Here is a 17,663-nt window from a genome sequence, read left to right as displayed (position 1 = left end):
ACCTGACCGCGGACGCGGTCCCGTGTCCACGGGGACGAGGTCAGGTCGTGTGCATCTCGCCGGTGCTTCCGGAGTCGAGGAGCTCCCGGAGCCGCTCCGGCAACGCGTCCCGCACCTTGTCCATCTGACCGCCCTGGGTGGCCTCGCGCAGCACCTCCATGACCACCCGGCTGGAGTACACGGCCTGGGGCTCGTCCAGCCCGCCACGGGCACCCACCCGATCGAGGAACTCCTTCAGGTCGAAGCGCTCGCCGCTTCCCGCGCCGCTGAACACCTCGGTGCGCCGCAGGTGCTCGCCGATCTCCCGCGGAAGCTGGGCGGCCACGTGGTCGGCGAGCTGTTCCGGGATCCGCTCGCCGAGCGTTTCCAGCGTCGCCCGTGTGACCGCCTCGGCCGCCCCCCGGCTCGGCAGCTTGGCACGGTCCTGCACCTGGCCGATGAAAGTGTCGTGTTGCATGATCCTCCCCAATCGACGCCGTACTTCGATCGACGCTGTGCTTCAGCAGGGGGTTACCCATAACGCGCGGCTGTGCAACCTCCCACCGGGAGTCGACGGCGGTCAGTCCGTGCCCTTCTCCTCCCCGACGCCTTCCCGCCTGCGACGGCGCGCTCGGCGTTCCTGCTCCCGCCTGCTGTAAGTCGCCCGCCGCACCGCGGCCTCGCTCTCCAGACTGGATCCCAGCGCGCCGGCGATGGTGCCCATCGAACTGGCCAACCACACCAACTTCACGTACTCGAAGAACCCCACCGAGTGCCCGAGCTGGGCCTCCATGTAGGAGGCGGAGATGACGGCCGCCGCGGCCAGCAGCGTCACGGCGAACAGCAGCACGTACATGCACAGCACACCGATCAGCAGGGTCAGCACGGTGGCCGCGTTGTACAGTGCGGCCCGTTTCGCGTCCACGTGCCGCGCGGGGTGCTCCCACAGGCTGTTGTGCACGGTGATCCAGACGGCCATCACCACCACGGCGAAGCAGGAGATCGCCACCAGCCGCTGCACGCTCAGCGCATCGGCCATACCCCAGATCGACGGGTAGAAGATCCCGAACGCGGCCGCGGCGGCCGAAGCGGCGATCGCCCTGGACAGGCTGGGCACCAGTCTCCACGGGCGGTTGTCCCGCACCATCCCGAACAACAACCGCAGCCTGCCCCGCGCACCGGTCAGCGCCAGGTGCAGATCGATGTTCTCCTGATCGGAGGGAACCTGACGCACCGGAGACGCGAACTCGGTGGGGCGCCTGCGTATGTGATGGTGACTGCGGCTGACCGCACGACTGCCGCTCGCTCCCAGCTTCTCCTTGCTGAGCACACCGACCACGTGCGCCACGGTGTTGCGCGCGTGGGCGCGGGGGCGCAACCAGCCGATCGCGGGCAGTGAGGCCAGCCCGACACCACGCTTCACGTCGACGTCGGCCACCACGGGACGGCTCCCGTCACTGCGGGGCAGCTCGGTGATGCAGACCATGAGGTCCCACTGCTCGGCGGGCATCTTCTCCGCCGCCTCGTCCAGGGGAATACGGCCCTGCTCGTCCAGTGGAACCTGTTCGGAACGAACGCACACCCGCCAGACGACCTCGCTGTTCACCCGGTCCGCCAACACGCCGGGCAACTCCGCGCTCAGCTTCTGAGCGATGTCGGTCGGCCTTCCCGGATCGGACAGCAGCCCCACCGTGGCCGTCGGTGCGGTCCTGTCCTCCCCCGACTCCGCGTTCAACGGCGCTGTCACCTCCCCGGATCGCGAGCCCGTGTTCCTGCGCGGGTTCCACCGGGAAGGTTCCACGGTGATCCCGGCGGCAAACTCCCACCCGAGCGGGAGCGCGCTGCCGCGGGAGGTTTCACCCCGGCTCATCCGGGATATCCGCGAGTAAGCGTGTCCCCGGAACGAGCCGGACACCGAAGTCCCGGGCACCCCCGCCCGAACACTCGAACGCGTGCGCATCGACGCCGCAGGAGAACACCATGCCGCGGGAACTGGTCACCAACGAGGGCGATCTGATCGACATCGTGGACAACGATCACCGCACTCTGGAACGTGCTTTCGAGGAGTACGAGGGCGGGTCAGGTGACTCGCGGAACCGACGTGATCTGGTCGAGTACATCACCGCCGAAATGATCCGCCACATGGTGGCCGAGGAGGAGTACCTCTACCCGGCGGTACGGGAGAAGCTGGACGAGCTCCGCTCCACCACCGAGCGGGAGCTCTCCGAGCACGCCCGGTTCGAGCGGGAGCTGAAAGCCCTGGAGGGCATCACCTCCGAGCAGGAGGAGTTCGACCGGCGCACCCGTGCGCTGTTCCGGGGGTTCCGGGAGCACATGCGCGGCGAGGAACGGGAACTGCTCCCGCGCCTGTACTCCGCGTGCAGCGCCCGGCAACTGCTGGCCCTGGGCAGCAAGATCACGATGGTGCGCTCCGTCGCCCCGACACGGCCGCATCCGGCGGCACCGAGCCATCCGCCCGCCAACATGCTCCTGGATCCGGGGATGGGCCTCGTCGACCGCGTGCGGGACGCGCTATTCGGCAGACAACGTTGACCGGCCGGGAAGCGGTCTCGCCTCGTGGCCGTGGCGATCTCGACGCGGGGGAGCCCGGGCCGGACTCACCGGGCCCGACCGGGCGCCGCCGGAGAAATCCGCTCAGGACCTGCCCGAGGAGCCACGACGCGCGGCTTGACGGTGGGCCCTCGCGTGCTCCGAAGCCCTCCGGCGCGCGTGGTCCCGCCGCACGGACAGGACCTGGTCGACGGTCGCTTTGCCCTCCCCCATGGCGACCTCGGCTTCCAGCAGTCGCCGCTCCTGCTCGTCCGGCTCCTCCGCGCTCAGTTGCTCCTCCGGATCCGGGCGGCGGGAACGCATCGGATGCGCGCGCCGGTAGGGGTTGTCGGGCGGCAGCCCTCCCGAGACCCTGCCGTAGAAACCGAGCACGAGCAGGAAGACACCGACGACCAGGCTGAAGAACACGTTCGGCAACCGGAACGCCAGGATGTTGAACGACGTGTGCAGGATCGCCAGGTGCACGATCCCCGACAGCAGGAACAGCGCAGCGAACACGACACTCGTCGTGGAGGAGGCCTTCGGCCCCCACAGGGCCGCTCCCACCAGGAGCGCACCGGCCACCACGGAGATGACGGCCAGCGCACCGTTGCTGGACAGCCCGTACACCCACTGGCCTTCCGTCCTGAACCAGGAAAGCCCTCGGATCAGCCCCGTGACCGCGAACACGAGCAGGGCGAGTCCGATAACGGCCGCGCCCGAGCGGTGTATCCAGTGCACCATGCGAGGACCCAGCGCCATGGTCGGACCTCCGAGAACCCGAGAGTTCGTTCGACAACGGACTGCCCACTGCCGCGAGATCCGAAACACTCCCCGGCGAGTTCCACGCGATCAACCGCTCCCGCGCCCCCGTTAGGATGGCGCCATGTCCGCGCCGAGCCACGAAACCCGCCGCAGGCCGCACCGGGTCTACCGGGAGGGCACCGACCCGGATCCCCGCTTCTCCCTGGCCAACGAGCGGACTTTCCTCGCGTGGCTGCGCACAGCGATGGCGCTGATGGCCGCGGGGGTGGGCATCGAGGCGGTGAACACCACCACGGCCCTGTTGCACGCCCCGCTCGTCACGGCGCTCGCCGTGCTGCTGCTGATCGGCGGCGTGCTCATCAGCGCGGTGTCGTTCACCCGCTGGGCCACCACGGAAAAGGCGCTGCGCACCGGAAGGCCGCTGCCTCCCCCGCGAATGGGTGCTTTTCTCGGCTACGGGCTCGCGGCCGTCGGGGTGGCCGTCGCGGTGCTGCTGGTACTGCTCGGCTTCTGAGCCCGTTCCGCACCGGAACCGCTGGACCGGCCTCAACGGCCCGGCGACGACCGAGAAGCCCCCGCCCGCGGAGCGCTCCGCCCCGCAAGGAGACCCAAGCGAACGGAGCTGATCGAGATGGGCCACCCCGGTGAGCCCCCCGAGCCCCCGCCCGGGCTGCAGACCGAGCGCACCACACTGGCCTGGCTGCGCACCGCCCTGACGTTCCTCGTGGGCGCTCTGGTGCTGCTCAAACTCGTCGCGCACACCCGCCCGCGGCTCGCGGTCGGCGCGGCCTGCGTGCTGCTGCCGGTGGCGGGAGTGGTCAGCGGCCTGGCCGTACTGCGGCACCACTCCGGGAACCGGGAGCACGAACCGCGGCCGCTGGTCGACGGGACGCTGCCCGCCGGAATCACGCTGCTGGCGGTCCTGGTGGCCGCACTGGGCGCGCTCTACGTGCTGGCCGGTTGAAAACACCGACCTCACGGGCCTCTGCCCTCTCGGAACCTCCTCGGACCCGCCGCAACGGAATACTTGCCCGTGGGAGGAAACGCTGTGACGCTGGTCGTGGAAGGGTCGAACGGAGCAGGACCGGGCCTTCCGGCACGAGACCTCCGATCGGGTTGGCAGATCGGTTATGACAGGCACGATTCCGCTGGGCCGCGTAGCGGGGATTCGCCTCGGACTGCACTGGAGCGTGGCCGGTATCGTCGGGCTGATCGTTTTCGTGCTCGGCTCCTATTGGCTGCCGAGCACCTTTCCCGGCCACGCCGCCTTCCTCTACTGGCTGTCCGGGGGAGTAGCCGCTCTGCTGCTGGTCACCTCGGTGCTGGTGCACGAACTGGCTCACGCGCTCGTGGCCGTCCGGCGCGGTGTGCCGGTGGACGGGATCACCCTGTGGCTGCTGGGCGGCGTCTCCCGGCTGCGCGGTGAGGCGTCCAACCCGCGGGTCGACCTGCTCATAGCAGTGGTCGGACCGGTGGCCAGCGGCCTGCTCGCCGGGGTCTTCGCCGGTCTCGCCTGGGTGCTGGCCGCGTTGCAGGCGGGACAACTGAGCGTGGCCGTCGCAGGGTACCTGAGCGCGCTGAACCTGGTCGTGGCCGTGTTCAACCTGCTGCCCGCGGCCCCGTTGGACGGGGGCCGGATCCTGCGCGCCGCGATCTGGTCCCGAACCGGGGACCGCTTCAAAGCCGCCGTGTGGGCCACGCGCACCGGGGCGGCGTTGGGCTTCCTGCTCATCGCCTACGGCTTCTACAACCTGGTGACCCGCGGTTTCGAGGGGATCTGGGCGGTGCTGATCGGGCTTTTCGTCATCCAGGCGGCCGGGGCGGAGAAGCAGCAGGCCCAGGTGAGCGCGGCGCTCGCGGGAGTCCGGATCGAGGACGTCATCGGTATCGGTCTGGCGCCGATCGGTGCGGAGTCACCGGTGCGTACCGCGCTGACCGTCTCCGGCATGCACGGAAACGCCGCCCTCGCCGTCACGGACACGGCCGGACGTACGGAGGGGGTGGTCGCCCCCGAACAGCTACGCGCGGTTCCGGTCCCGGATCAGGAGCGCACAACGGTACGACAAATCGCCCGGCCCGTCTCCGCGTTCGAGTCCGCCACCGCGGGCGAAGCCCTGACGACCGTGCTCCCCCGGCTCCGGGCCCCCGGTAACACTTCGATTCTGGTTCTCGAGAACGATCGTCCCGTGGGAATGGTTCTCGGCACGGAGCTCAACAGGATCGTCACCGACAGGATGACGAGACCGCGCACCCGGACCGCCCCGGGAGAGACGGGGGCTCCTCCCGGGGCGGAACCGCCCGCGGACTGGTGGTATCCGGGGCAGGGACGCCGCCGTTGAACCCGTTCGAAGTCCCGAGCACGGGGTAACCGCTGCTCGATGTGCCCCGCAAAGCAGCAGGGCTCCGACTCGTGTGCCGGTGGCCGCCCCCGGATGAAACTCCGCTACGGGTCCTCGGACGTGGCCGCGGGAAAGTCCGCCGACAGCGCGTCGCACGTGGGATAGGACGGATGTGTGCCGGGATATCGCACGCTGTACGCACCCACCCGCACGCCCCAGCGGGTCGCGGTGGCGAGTGTGTCTCCGAGGCTGAGCCGCCAGGCCACGGTCGCGGCGAAGGCATCTCCGGCACCGGTGGTTTCGAGCACCTCCACCGCCGGTCCGGGGAAATGTCGGGTGTGGCCGTTCTCGGAGACGACCGCTCCCGCCGCGCCGAGGGTGACCACGGCCGAGCGAGCTCCGAGACGGCACAGCGCCTCGGCGTGGTCGGTGACGGAAGCACCGGGCGGGTGTTCTCCGTTCCGGTGCAGGATCTCGCGGGCCTCGTGTTCGTTGACGATCAGCGGATCGGCCAGTGCCACCACGTCCGGGGGAAGCTCAACGACCGGAGACAGGTTCAGCACCACGCGGGCGGCGGACTCGTGCGCGGCCCGAGCGGCCGCGACGACGGTGGCGACCGGAACCTCGAGAACGAGCGAGACGACGGACGCCTCGACGAGCACCGAGTGCGCGGCATCGAGGTCGGCGGCCGACAGCCGCGCGTTGGCGCCGCCTGCGACGAGGACGGTGTTCTCCCCGGACTCAGCGACCGCGATCAGTGCTGTTCCCGTGGGGGCGTCACCGTCACGAAGGGTGCGTGTGACGTCGACTCCGTCCGCGCGCAGAGCGTTCAGCAGTACATCGGCATGCGCGTCGGTGCCCACTCGGCCGACCATGGCTGTGCGTGCTCCCAAGCGGGCGGCGGCCACCGCCTGGTTCGATCCCTTGCCACCCGCGCTCGTGTTCAGCTCGGTCGCCCGCAGCGTTTCGCCCGGCGACGGATGACGCTGCACCCGCGCGGTCAGATCGGCGTTGAGGGAGCCCACCACGACGAGGTCGATGGCGTGCGACATCGCAGGTCCTTTCTCGCAGGGCCACGAGCGTTACGCGGCGTGGTGGGAGTCGGCGTCGAAAAAGCCGCACAGTCGTTCGGTCAGTTGCTGGGGAAAGCTTCGTTCGGTGCGCAGCACGACGCGCGCACTGGTGTCTTCCCGGTTCGGGAAGTCGCTGTAGCTCCCGCGGGTGTCGGCGATGGTCGCGCCGCGGGCCGGGCCGTCTCCGGTGTCCACATCGACCGCCAAACCAGGTGCCCGGTGACAGGGGATGTCGCCGACGGCGACGGCCGCCGCGAGGGGATCGTGGCAGGCGGCGCTGCGGGCCCCGAACACGTCCCGCTCGTAGAAGTCGAGGTAGTGCCCCAGGATCGAGGCAGCGAAGGAGGGCACCGCACGGCCGGTTCGCTCAAGTCGGTTGTGGTGCTCCTCGGTGAGGAGTTCCGTCATGGTGACGTCCAGCGGCACCAGCGTGATGTCCCACCCCGCGCGAAGGACGATCCGGGCCGCTTCGGGATCGTTGTGGATGTTGGCTTCGGCGGCAGCGGTGACGTTGCCCGGATGATGGATCGCTCCGCCCATGACCGTTACGTGTTCGACCAGTTCGGGCAGTTTCGGTTCGAGCAGCAGCGCTGTGGCCAGATTGGTCAGGGGACCGAGCGCGAGCAGCCGCAGCCGGCCGGGGTGCTGCCGTGCCAGGCGCACGATCGTTTCCGGTGCAGGCTCCTCCCGCGGCGCCGATGCCGGCGCGGGCAACCCCGCGTTGGCCAGGCCGTCCTCGCCGTGCACGAACGGCGCGGGGTGGAAAGTTCCCCGCCAGTTGACGCGGGCGCCGATCGTCACGGGAACGTCCTGACGTCCCACCAGTTCGAGCACGCGCAGTGTGTTGTCCGCGGCCGTGACGGCGTCGGTGTTGCCGAACACGCTCGTGACGGCTCGGAGATCGACGGCGGGGTCACCGAGTAGGTACAGCAGCGCCAGCGCGTCGTCGATGCCGGTGTCGCAGTCGACGATCAGGGGTTCCTCCGTGGCCATCTGTGGGGTGCCTTCCTGCTCGGTCACTCGGTGTCGAGGTGTTTTACGGATCTGGTACGTGGTGGTCCGACGCGCTGCCCGGAGTGGCTGTTCGACGGCAGGCAGGGGCGTGTTCGTCGAGCGGATCCGCTCGGCCCGGGGTGGTGGGCGCGCTACGGCAGAGCTTCCTCCGGAGCGCGGGGGGGAGTCGACGTGTCGCCCGTCGAGATCCACGGGCGGACGTCGCAGCGGTTGACCACCCCATCACGGTCCGCTTCCTGAACACCTTCTGATGTCAGACAACATAGAAAGAGTTCTCTCGTTTCGTCAACACTTCGTCACCTCGGATCGAGATAAATACTAGTCAAAGCTTGACTTCGTTGAGACTGAGCCGGTAAACCCTTCCGTCAACAAGCAGAACTTGTCAGACATGAGTGAGTTCGGTTGCACCCAACCGGGCTCGTCCACGCCACCCGCACCCCCACATGTGGCTCCCCCCCGCTCCCAACCTCGGTAGAGGTGGAAGTTCTTATGACGACGCTCCGAGATCCGTCACCGAGCGCGGTGTCTCCGTCCCGCCATACCGGGTTGCTGAGCACGTTGGTACTCGCGGTGGCCGGATACCAGATCAACGCCACCATGCTCGCCCCGGCGCTACCGGACGTGATCGAACGTTTGGACACCACCAGCGGACCGGCCGGACTGGCCCAGACGCTGTTCTTCCTGTTCGCCGCGATCGGACAGGTCACGATCGCGCGGCTCAGCGACCACGTGGGGCGACAGCGCATGCTGCTGGCGACGCTGGGGACGCTCATCGCCGGTGAAGCGGTCTGCGCCCTCGCGCCGAACATCGGGATATTCGTCATCGGCCGGATGTTGCAAGGGGTGTCCTCGGGGACCTTCTCCCTGGCGTACCTGATCCTGCACGAGTCCCTACCGCCCCGAAGGTTCGGGCGTGCTCTCGGAATCGTCACCGCGGTCAACGGCGGCATCGCGGGCATCGACGCGGTGCTCGGTGGCATGGTCGCCGACACCGTCGGTTTCCGCGGCATCTTTCTTGCCAGTCTGCTAATCACCGCCGGGGCCACCGCAGCGGTGTTCATCTGGGTTCCGTCCACGAGCGCTCCGTCAACCGGCAAGATGGACTGGAAAGGCGCTCTCCTGCTCGGTCTCGGACTGACCGGCGTACTGCTCGCCCTCAACGAAGGCAGCAGCTGGGGGTGGGGTTCTCCCGGAACGCTTGGGCTGCTGCTCGGCGGTCTTTCGGCTCTGGTGCTGTTCTCCCGGGTGGAAGGCAGGACCCGTGACGCGCTCATCGACACCGCGACACTGGCCTCTCGCCGAGTGTGGCCGCTGTTGCTGACCACCGTGTTCACCCTGGCCGGAGTGTTCGGAATGCTCAACTTCACCATCCCGTTGCTGACCCAGAGCTCCGAGAGCGGATACGGGATGTCGGCCACCCTTTCGGCGCTCCTGTTTTTGACCCCGGCCTCGGCTCTCGGGATCGTCGCGGCCCCGATCGCCGGACACTTCGCACCTCGAATCGGCTGGCGACGCTCGATCCTGATCGGCCTCCTGGGTACGGCCGCCGCGTTCCTTCCGCTCGCGCTGGCGCCCCGGGTGCCGTGGGTCCTGTTCGCCGCGCTGGCGATATTGGGCGTCACCTACACCGGCTACAGCCTGACCGCGCTGACCGGGCTAGCGGTCGAATCCGCGCCCCCGGACAAACCCGGCTCGTTGCCCGGGATCAACGGAGCTTGCTTCGGCATCGGCTCCTCGCTCGGCATCGCCGTCGTCTCCAGTGTCGTCACCGGTATCACGTCGGGCGGGCCTCCGACATTCGAGGCGCTGCACACGGCACTGTGGGCATCGGCGGGACTCGTCGTGCTGGCCCTGCTGGCCGCTCTGCTCATCAAACCCACCCCGGAAACCGGCGCGCAGGAAGTGGCCACCGCCCGATGAGGGATGACGAGGTGCCGAACAGCACTTCCGGCTCATCCGGGGCGTACCCGCCGGAGAGCGCCGACGTCGATCCCCGAACGATCCTGTCGTTTACTGCCCTCCAACCATTGAAGGAGTAGAGCGTGTCTCGTCAACCGCTGGTCACTTCGCCGCGCGCTCGTCGCGTTCTCACGGCGACCGCCACGGCCGTTGCTCTCGCCGGTGCTGCGTTGTTCAACACCGGCGAGGGAACCGCGGGGAGCAGCACTCCGCAAACCGACCGGAACATCCCCAACCTCGATCAGGTCAAGACCGAGATCGAGGCGTATTACGGCGACGTCGAGACCGAGAACGGCGAGCATTACGCCTCACCGGACAGCAGCTACGCCAAACAGGTGCGCCGTATCGAGGACCAGATCCGGAGAAGCCTGAACCAGGCCGCCGTGAACGAGGCCGACGGCAAACCGGCCCTCGTCGTCGATGTCGACGACACCACCCTGCTCATGTACAACTTCGAGCGGCGGATAGGCTACGACTTCACCGGCCGAGCCCAGGACAAGTATCTCGAATCGACCGATGCGAACCCCGTCTTCGGCATGCCCGCCCTCGTGAACCGGGCACACGACAAGGACATCGCAGTCTTCTTCGTGACCGGCCGCGAGGAGTACCAGCGCGACTGGAGCGTGCGGAACCTGAAGAAAGCAGGGTACGACGTGCCGGTCGACAAGGAGCACTTCTTCTTGGACAACACCAACAACCCGCCGCCGTACTTGGAGTGCGGCAGCGAGTGCACGACGGTCGAGTACAAGTCGGGGACTCGCAAGCACATCGAGTCCCGGGGGTACGACATCCTCGCCAACGTCGGTGATCAGTACAGCGATTTGAAGGGCGGCTACGCGGACAAGACCTTCAAGCTGCCGAACCCGATGTACTACATCCCCTGACAGTAACGATTCGAGGCGGCCCCGCTGGGCTCCCGTTGATCAGCGGGGCCGCCTCGTCGCGCGGGCGTCGTCCGAGTTCTGCGGCGAGCTCTCCGAGCGGCCGGGTCCAGTGATCGGCGCGCGGGTCACGCGACTTGGGCGGTCCGGTGTGCTCGGTCCCGGCCGCCCGATCCCCTCGTGCGCGGTGTCCCGGGCAGCCCTCGGGGTGATCTCCTTCGGTCGACAGAAGCGTGATCAACCAAGCACTGCCTCCCGAACACCCGGATCGGCACAGCGGCGGCGAGGGATGAGCGACTTGCTCAGGGAATTCCGAAAGTGTCCTCGACCTCCACGGCGGCCACTCCGGACAAGCCGCGCACTTCCTCGGCGTCGGCCGAGGACAACGATCCGATGACCACGCCCAGCTGGTCGAGCACCTGCTCCACGTGCATCCCGGACCGCCGCAGCTCCTCCGCGGCGGTCTCGGGGTCGTTCATCCACTCCTCACCGAGGGTGATCACCACTCTCTCGGACATCCACCGTCCCTTCGAGAACCATCGCCCGGTGCGGAAAAGACCGCACGCACACCGTCACAACGGGGCCTTGACCAGGCCTGCCCCCACGTCGGCCGCGGGCAACTCCAGACGTTGCGCCGCACGAACCAGTGTCGACCACAGGGCCTCCCCGCGCGCGCCGCTGCGCTCGGCCCACAACGCGGCGATACCCGACACGTGCGGGGTCGCCATGCTCGTCCCGGAGATCGTGTTGTAACGCTGGTCCATGGGCCAGCTCGAGTAGACCTCCACTCCCGGTGCTGCGATGTCGACCTGTCCTCCCTCCACGGAACTGCTGCGTGCCGAGAAGTCGGCGATGCCGAGCTTGGAGTCCAAGGCGGCAACGGCCATGATGGAGGGGCTGTTGGCCGGGACGCCGACGAATCCGGGGTCGCCCGCGCTGCGTTCCGCGTTGTTGCCCGCCGCGGCGATGATCAGCGATCCTCGGTTCAACGCACGCTGCCCGACGGTCTCGTAGCGTTTCGAGACCTGGCGACTGTTGGCGCCCAGCGACATGGAGATCACTCGGCAGTCGTTCTTGATGGCCCAGTTGATCGCGGCGAGGATCTCGGTGTCCGAACCCGACCCCTGGTCCCCGAGGACTTTGCCCACCAGGATTTCGGCCTCCGCCGCGACACCGTAACGACGGCTGCCCGGGGGTTCGGGTGGGTTCTGCGGTCCGCAGGAGGTGCCCACGCAGTGCGTACCGTGCCCGTTGCCGTCCTGGCCCGGTTGGCCGGGCACGAACGACCGGGTGCTCAGCTCGCGTCCCTCGAAGTCCGGGTGCTGCGTGTCGAATCCGGTGTCCAGTACGGCCACGCTGATGCCCGCACCGGCCAGCGGCGACTTCGTCGTATCCGTGGCCTGCAGCCCCCAGGTGGCCTGATCCGTGTCGGCGAACTGCTGGGAGGGGCTCGCCACCGACCAGGTGGGGGCCGCTGAGATCCGCTCGGCGGTTCCTCCATCCGCTTCGGACGCCCGTCCGGAGTCTCCCAGCGCGTACATGAGCTGCTCGGGCTCCACGGAAACGATCCGGGAGTCCTGCGCGGCGGCCTCGGCGATCGCCTCGGCTCTGTCCGGATCAGCGCTGAACACGCCGAGCCCCAGATCGCCGAACATCGTCGCGCCGGCGCTCGCCGCCTGGTCGACGTCCAGCGCGCCGAATTCGAAGTCGCTCGTGCTGACGATGTCGCTCGTCCCGCTCAACGAGCGCAGTGTTTCGATCCCGTCGGCTTCCCGGGCGAAGACCTCGTCGCTCAGTACCACCACATAGCGCCCGGTGGAGGCGTCCGACCCCTCAGCCGGGGCGCCGTGGGCTCGTTTCGAGTCGCCATTTCCCGAAGACGGGCTTCCCGGGGACGGATTGGAACCGGCCATGATGACATCTCTCCTTCGGAACGATCAGCTTTACGGGGAGTTCGGAGTAACGGCCGCATCCGAGTCGATCACGCGTTCCGCGCGGGACGGCGATACTTCGGTTCCGACGGAAAGCCATTTCCCGAAACCACGCACGGTCGACCCGAACTGATCCACACTTGTAACCGTAGCGTGACCCAAAGGTTATTAGCCACCTTCTGCAAGATTTTTGAATAATTTCATTCCGACGGGTGAGTATCACAGTGCCTCGAAGCAATCGACAGTGAACACCCCGAAAGGAGAACACGAAACCGAGTGAATCCCTTTCCCCGAAAGAAGGAACGGCCAAAACGAAATATTTTCAAGTGCTGCCCGGGTGTCCGTCTTGCGACATCACCCGCCCGTGCAGCCCCCGCGACGAGCTCCGGGCCGGCGACGGTCGCACACCCTCGAACCACCCCGGCACCCCGCGGGGAGAATGGTACCCATGGAGGACGTGGAGATCCGGGACGAGACCATCCGACTCGGGCAACTGCTCAAACTGGCGGGAGTGGTCGAGCACGGCGCCGAGGCCAAGAGCCTCGTACAGGCGGGCGAGGTGCGGGTCAATCAGGAGGTCGAGACCCGCAGGGGGAGGCAGCTCGTCCCCGGCGACGAGGTCTCCGTGGGCGAGCAGACACTGCGGGTCAGCACCGGCTGACCGATGTCTTCCGCTCTCCACGTCGTGAGTGCTCGCCGAGCGGAACTTCCCGCGGGTTCGTGAGTGGGCGCCCCGGCACCGGGTAACCACGGGCGCCCCACCCGGCGAACCTCCCGAGACGCCGACTCACGTGCCCGCCACCCGACCATCCGAGCAAGCCGTACCGTGAGGATTCCTGAACGATGTCGGTCCCCGAAACCCGGCCGGTCGGCCCGCGCACCACCGCGTACCTGCAACCACCCGGCGGGTGGTTTCTCAACAACGCGGGCTGGATCTGCGGCGCCGAGCACCTGGTGCTGGTGGACACCTGCGCCACAGAACAGCGCAGTCGCCGCCTGATCGAGCAGGCACGGAGCGGCAACCGGGACCGGGGGATCAGCGCGGTGCTGACCCACGCCCACGGTGATCACGCCAACGGAGCAGGACACGTGGAGCTGGCCGGTGGAACCGTGCGCGCCACGCCTGCCGCGGCCGAGGAGATACGCGGCGGACCGCACACCCATCCCGAGATCTTCGGAGAGGTCCCCTGGGGGGAGATATCCCCTCCCGAGCTGATCACTCCCGTCCCGGAACCGACCGAGATGGATCTGGGTGAGACCCGGATCGAGATCCATCCCGTTCCCGTCCGGGCGCACACCGGTGGGGACCTGGTCGTTCACCACCCGGCCGACAGTGTGCTGTTCACCGGCGACCTGCTGTTCTCCGGAGTCACTCCGCTGGCGTTGCACGGCAGCATAGGCGGATGGATCGAAGCGCTCGAATGGGTGAAAAGGTTCGGGGCGAGCACGCTCGTTCCCGGACACGGTCCGGTCACCACTCCGGCCGAGGACGTGCTCGAGCGGCAGTCCGCTTACCTGCGGTGGCTGCTCGCCGTCACCACGGACCCCGAACCCGAGCACAGCACGCTGCAGCAGCGTGCCCGTGAACACTGGCCGGAGTGGCAGGACGCGGAACGTCACGCGGTCAACCTGCGCCGCGCGCACGCCGAGAACCGCGGTCACGACTTCGATCTCGCCGACGCGGCGTTGGCCATGCTGAGCGCGGCCGGCGGACGCATCCCGCTCGACATCTGATCCGAGTCCGAACCTCCCCTCGGCCTGCTTTCCGTCCGGCGGCCTCGTGCCGACGGAAGCGCACGAGCGACCGCGGGACGGACCGCGCTCACTGATGTTCTCCGATCGTGCTGACGACTGGCGCGGTGCTTTCGGCACCGGCAGCGCCGAGCTCTCGATCCGAGCAGACGGCACCACCGCAGGAGGTTTCGTTCAGCGACCACCTACGACAAGCCGAACAGGAATCCCGACCAGGCCACCGTGTCGAGGAACGTCTTCAACGACTCGGCCGCCTGACGCAGCATCGTCAGACCTTGCTGTGCGGCCGCCGCGGCCTCCTGCGGCGAGTCGGCGACCCACCACACCAGCAACGCGACTGCTACCAGTGAAAGAAGCCCCTTCAGAAGCTCCCCCTTCCCCCGGTTCCCCTGACCCGAGCCAGTGTCCCCGAGCTCGGCCCCGTTCGCTCGCTCGAACAGCCCGCTGCCCGGAAGCGGCACGCCCATAAACCCCCAGTGTTTCCGCATCGTTACCGAGCTGCCTCCGCGACTCCCCGGCGAGCGCTCCACCGTCCGCGGCACTCGCGCGGGCGGCCACCGCTACCGCCCGCGTACGGAGCGCACGGAAACCCGCTCGCCGAAATGCACCTCCGGTCACGCCGAAAAATCTTCGCCGAAGACAATTGATCAAAAAGCGCTCCACGATGACGAGAATCCCCCGAAAGCAGCAACCGGAAGCAACTCCGTTCGGACCAGGACGGGCGCAACGATGAATTCGATTTCCCCGTCCCGCCACGCTGTTGACGCCTTGTCCCGCTCTGAACGAGGATCCCCGCGAAATCCACGAGAGGAAAACACCAGCCAAGTTCGAGACGGAAAGGTTGACTCATGAGATTCGGCGCGCGGAACGATTCCGAAAGACCCGATGACGGCTCCCTCGCCCGGAGGAACTTCCTGAAGCTCGGCACGGCGGGCGCGGCCGGTCTCGCGGTGGCCGGGTTCTCGGCCGGTACGGCCGCGGGCCGCACCGGTTCCGGTCCGCACCGGCCTGCGGGGTCCGCTCCGCTCGCGGTGAACACGATGCCCGACCCGGCACCGGTCGACCTGAAGCAGGGCGGCGGAAAGACCTACCACTCCAGCCCGGGGGACGCGCCCTCCTTCCACGTGAACGACTTCGACGGGTTGAGAGACGCGTTGGAGCAGGCCGGTGACGGCGACATCATCCGGGTCGGGGACGACGCGCGGATCGACCTGACGGGCCGGGAGAACACCCTGTCCATCGCGTCCGGGGTGATCCTTTCCGGTGGACGGGGCAACAACGGCAGCCTGGGTGGGCTGCTGTACACCACTCGGGACAAGAACCCGGTTTCCGACACTCCCCTGCCCATGTTCAAAACCCGCGGTGACCGGGTGCGGTTCACCGGGCTGCGGATCCAGGGGCCCAGACTCGCCGACTACTGGGACCCCGAGGGCAACGAGGGCGACCCCTCCGAACACCAGGAATACAAGAACTACCTGATCGGCGGGATCCACTTCCTCGGCGAGAACTGCCGGGTGGACAACTGCCAGCTGTACGGCTTCACCCACGCGGCCATCTCCGTCGGCGCCAAGGGGTACCCGGTCTCCGCACGGGTGGACCACTCCAGCATCCACAACAACCCCATGGAGCACTTCGGTTACGGGGTGAACCTCTACAACGGGGAATCGGTGATCGAGTGGAACTACTTCGACTACAACAGGCACTCGATCGCCGGATTCGGCTACGAGGAGAACGGCTACACGGCCCGCTACAACCTCGTCGGGGCGCACCCGATCAGCCACGCCTTCGACATGCACGGGTTGAATCAGAACAACGGTGACGGCGAGGTCGCTGGTGGAACCATCAACATCCACCACAACACCTTCCGGTTCACCCACGACGTTCATCCCGACAACCGGGCCCAGGAGGCCATCGCGATCCGCGGCGTCCCCGCCGACCGGTGCGACATCGACAACAACTGGTTCTACCACGGGTCCAAGCCCACCGAGGTCAACAAGCAGGGCAACGCCTACCGGCAGGAGAACGAGAAGTGGATGCACGTGTGGGCGTCGGGCAACCACTTCGGCCCCGGGGAGCCCGGCTCGGACGTCGGACACCCGCGCTGAGCGTCCCGCCGGGGACGGAGACCACCGCGCGGCTCCGGAAGCGACGGGGGCCGTCCCGCCCCTCCCCATGAATCCGTCCACAGTGCTGCCCCGACCGGGGCAGCACTTCCGGAGCCGACCGGCTCGGGTGAGCACCGGCGGTCGTTCAGAGCTGCCGCAGATCCGCCTGCCGCAGCGCGGCGAGGTCCGGGTAGCCGTCGACGGCCATGAGCAGGTCGGCCTCGGCCAGCAGGGAACGCAGCTGGTGCGCCACGGCGTGCTCACCGCCCGCGGCCAGGGCGTAGGCGTAGGGCCTGCCGACGCCGACGGCGGCGGCTCCGAGGGCGAGGGCCTTGACCGCGTCCGTTCCACTCCGGACTCCGGAGTCGAACAGCACGGGCAGCTCCCCGGCCGCTTCGACGACCTCGGGAAGCATCCGCAGCGCGGGGACCCCGCCGTTGGCCTGCCGTCCGCCGTGGTTGGAACAGTGGATCCCGTCGACACCGTGGTCCTTCGCGCGGCGCACGTCGTCGGGATGCTGGATGCCCTTGAGCAGGATCGGCAGGTCGGTGGCTTCGCGTATCCAGTCGAGGTCCTGCCATCCCAGGGACCTGCCGAAGACGTTGACCCACTCGCCGACCACCGCCGAGGGGTTCTCGGCCGGATTCGCGGGCAGCCGACGGAGGAAGGCTTCGTCGCTGGTGTAGTTGGCCAGGCAGTAGCCGCGCAGCTGCGGGAAGTTGGCCGTGTTCAGGTCCCTGGGGCGCCAGCCGGTCACCCAGGTGTCGACGGTGACGATCAGTGCGCGGTACCCGGCGTTCTCGGCGCGGTGGATCAGGCTCAGCGCCAGGTCGCGGTCGTCCGGGGTGTAGAGCTGGAAGAAGCCCGGCGTGTCACCGAGCTCGGCGGCGACGTCCTCCAGCGGGTCCTGCGTGAGGGTGGAGACGGCCATCGGCACACCGGTGCGGGCGCAGGCACGTGCCGTGGCCAGGTCGCCGTGGAAGTCCTGGGCGCAGAGGCCGAGCACCCCGATAGGCGCGAGGAACAGCGGGTGCGGCAGGGTCAGGCCGAACAGCTCGGTCGACAGGTCGCGATCGCGGGCACCGTTGAGCATGCGCGGCACCAGGCCCCACCGCTGGAACTCGGTGACGTTGACGCGCTGGGTGTGCTCGTCACCGGCACCGCCGGCGACGTAGGAGTGGATCCACGAGGGAAGAACTTCGGCGGCCTTGCGTTCGAGGGAGGCGAAGTCCACCGGCTGGGCCGGCAGGTGCCCGGCGAGCCCGCCCGCGTAGATCTCGGTCTGGTAATCACCGTAGCGCGTCATCCTCGTCTT

General features: G+C 68.3%; 18 protein-coding genes. 9 read left to right on the top strand and 9 right to left on the bottom strand.

The features are described 5' to 3' along the window. Nucleotides 1–40: 40 nt before the first annotated feature. Together FHR84_RS05345 and FHR84_RS05340 are read right to left on the bottom strand one after the other, a co-directional pair. Nucleotides 41–457 (bottom strand): DUF2267 domain-containing protein, encoded by a 417-nt coding sequence (locus tag FHR84_RS05345; RefSeq protein ID WP_179534257.1) that lies wholly within the window; start codon nucleotides 455–457, stop codon nucleotides 41–43. A gap of 102 nt (nucleotides 458–559) precedes the next feature. Beyond that, nucleotides 560–1,714, bottom strand: coding sequence for a DUF2267 domain-containing protein (locus FHR84_RS05340; RefSeq protein WP_179534435.1), 1,155 nt, complete (start codon nucleotides 1,712–1,714; stop codon nucleotides 560–562). Between the two features lie 245 nt (nucleotides 1,715–1,959). Here FHR84_RS05340 and FHR84_RS05335 point away from each other — a divergent pair, with 245 nt between their 5' ends. Continuing rightward, nucleotides 1,960–2,532, top strand: coding sequence for a hemerythrin domain-containing protein (locus FHR84_RS05335; protein WP_179534256.1), 573 nt, complete (start codon nucleotides 1,960–1,962; stop codon nucleotides 2,530–2,532). A gap of 102 nt (nucleotides 2,533–2,634) precedes the next feature. Here the strand turns inward: FHR84_RS05335 and FHR84_RS05330 are convergent, their stop codons facing one another. Then, nucleotides 2,635–3,291 (bottom strand): DUF4383 domain-containing protein, encoded by a 657-nt coding sequence (locus FHR84_RS05330; RefSeq protein ID WP_179534255.1) that lies wholly within the window; start codon nucleotides 3,289–3,291, stop codon nucleotides 2,635–2,637. Nucleotides 3,292–3,415: 124 nt separating this feature from the next. Here FHR84_RS05330 and FHR84_RS05325 point away from each other — a divergent pair, with 124 nt between their 5' ends. The 3 genes from FHR84_RS05325 (at nucleotide 3,416) to FHR84_RS05315 (ending at nucleotide 5,633) form a co-directional block, all read left to right on the top strand. Continuing rightward, nucleotides 3,416–3,808, top strand: coding sequence for a YidH family protein (locus FHR84_RS05325; protein ID WP_179534254.1), 393 nt, complete (start codon nucleotides 3,416–3,418; stop codon nucleotides 3,806–3,808). 117 nt (nucleotides 3,809–3,925) lie between these two features. Continuing rightward, a complete protein-coding gene (locus tag FHR84_RS05320; RefSeq protein WP_179534253.1) occupies nucleotides 3,926–4,258 on the top strand; it encodes a DUF202 domain-containing protein in 333 nt (110 codons plus the stop codon). Between the two features lie 166 nt (nucleotides 4,259–4,424). Beyond that, entirely contained in the window at nucleotides 4,425–5,633 is a 1,209-nt protein-coding gene (locus FHR84_RS05315) for a site-2 protease family protein (RefSeq protein ID WP_179534252.1), read from the top strand. Nucleotides 5,634–5,737: 104 nt separating this feature from the next. Here FHR84_RS05315 and FHR84_RS05310 read toward each other — a convergent pair whose 3' ends face one another. Both FHR84_RS05310 and FHR84_RS05305 read right to left on the bottom strand, forming a co-directional pair. Continuing rightward, the gene (locus FHR84_RS05310; protein WP_179534251.1) at nucleotides 5,738–6,685 is read right to left on the bottom strand and encodes a ribokinase; all 948 of its coding nucleotides are present in this window, start codon (nucleotides 6,683–6,685) and stop codon (nucleotides 5,738–5,740) included. 30 nt (nucleotides 6,686–6,715) lie between these two features. After that, nucleotides 6,716–7,726 carry a nucleoside hydrolase gene (locus FHR84_RS05305; RefSeq protein WP_218861978.1) on the bottom strand — a complete coding sequence of 337 codons (1,011 nt, stop codon included), beginning with the start codon at nucleotides 7,724–7,726 and terminating at the stop codon, nucleotides 6,716–6,718. 540 nt (nucleotides 7,727–8,266) lie between these two features. Here FHR84_RS05305 and FHR84_RS05300 point away from each other — a divergent pair. Together FHR84_RS05300 and FHR84_RS05295 are read left to right on the top strand one after the other, a co-directional pair. After that, the gene (locus tag FHR84_RS05300) at nucleotides 8,267–9,640 is read left to right on the top strand and encodes an MFS transporter (protein WP_218861977.1); all 1,374 of its coding nucleotides are present in this window, start codon (nucleotides 8,267–8,269) and stop codon (nucleotides 9,638–9,640) included. A 122-nt stretch (nucleotides 9,641–9,762) separates the two neighbouring features. Beyond that, nucleotides 9,763–10,563 carry an HAD family acid phosphatase gene (locus FHR84_RS05295; RefSeq protein WP_343075150.1) on the top strand — a complete coding sequence of 267 codons (801 nt, stop codon included), beginning with the start codon at nucleotides 9,763–9,765 and terminating at the stop codon, nucleotides 10,561–10,563. Between the two features lie 299 nt (nucleotides 10,564–10,862). On the opposite strand, the gene FHR84_RS05290 is transcribed toward FHR84_RS05295, so the two are convergent. Both FHR84_RS05290 and FHR84_RS05285 read right to left on the bottom strand, forming a co-directional pair. Further along, entirely contained in the window at nucleotides 10,863–11,078 is a 216-nt protein-coding gene (locus FHR84_RS05290) for a hypothetical protein (RefSeq protein ID WP_179534249.1), read from the bottom strand. A 54-nt stretch (nucleotides 11,079–11,132) separates the two neighbouring features. Beyond that, entirely contained in the window at nucleotides 11,133–12,473 is a 1,341-nt protein-coding gene (locus FHR84_RS05285) for a S8 family serine peptidase (RefSeq protein ID WP_218861976.1), read from the bottom strand. Nucleotides 12,474–12,939: 466 nt separating this feature from the next. Here FHR84_RS05285 and FHR84_RS05280 point away from each other — a divergent pair, with 466 nt between their 5' ends. Beyond that, nucleotides 12,940–13,152, top strand: a complete 213-nt coding sequence (locus FHR84_RS05280) for an RNA-binding S4 domain-containing protein (protein WP_142076901.1) — start codon at nucleotides 12,940–12,942, stop codon at nucleotides 13,150–13,152. A 182-nt stretch (nucleotides 13,153–13,334) separates the two neighbouring features. Further along, complete coding sequence (locus FHR84_RS05275; RefSeq protein ID WP_179534248.1) at nucleotides 13,335–14,225, top strand: MBL fold metallo-hydrolase; 891 nt, start codon at nucleotides 13,335–13,337, stop codon at nucleotides 14,223–14,225. 203 nt (nucleotides 14,226–14,428) lie between these two features. Here FHR84_RS05275 and FHR84_RS05270 read toward each other — a convergent pair whose 3' ends face one another. Further along, nucleotides 14,429–14,710: a hypothetical protein gene (locus FHR84_RS05270; protein WP_179534247.1), complete on the bottom strand. Its 282-nt coding sequence runs from the start codon at nucleotides 14,708–14,710 to the stop codon at nucleotides 14,429–14,431. A gap of 381 nt (nucleotides 14,711–15,091) precedes the next feature. Here FHR84_RS05270 and FHR84_RS05265 point away from each other — a divergent pair, with 381 nt between their 5' ends. After that, nucleotides 15,092–16,348 carry a hypothetical protein gene (locus tag FHR84_RS05265; protein WP_179534246.1) on the top strand — a complete coding sequence of 419 codons (1,257 nt, stop codon included), beginning with the start codon at nucleotides 15,092–15,094 and terminating at the stop codon, nucleotides 16,346–16,348. A 145-nt stretch (nucleotides 16,349–16,493) separates the two neighbouring features. Here the strand turns inward: FHR84_RS05265 and FHR84_RS05260 are convergent, their stop codons facing one another. Continuing rightward, the gene (locus tag FHR84_RS05260; protein WP_179534245.1) at nucleotides 16,494–17,654 is read right to left on the bottom strand and encodes an alpha-hydroxy-acid oxidizing protein; all 1,161 of its coding nucleotides are present in this window, start codon (nucleotides 17,652–17,654) and stop codon (nucleotides 16,494–16,496) included. Nucleotides 17,655–17,663: the final 9 nt, after the last annotated feature.

Origin of the sequence: Actinopolyspora biskrensis (assembly GCF_013408175.1) — a bacterium.
GTDB classification, from domain to species: domain Bacteria; phylum Actinomycetota; class Actinomycetes; order Mycobacteriales; family Pseudonocardiaceae; genus Actinopolyspora; species Actinopolyspora biskrensis.
This window is presented reverse-complemented; position numbering and strand designations above follow the sequence as displayed.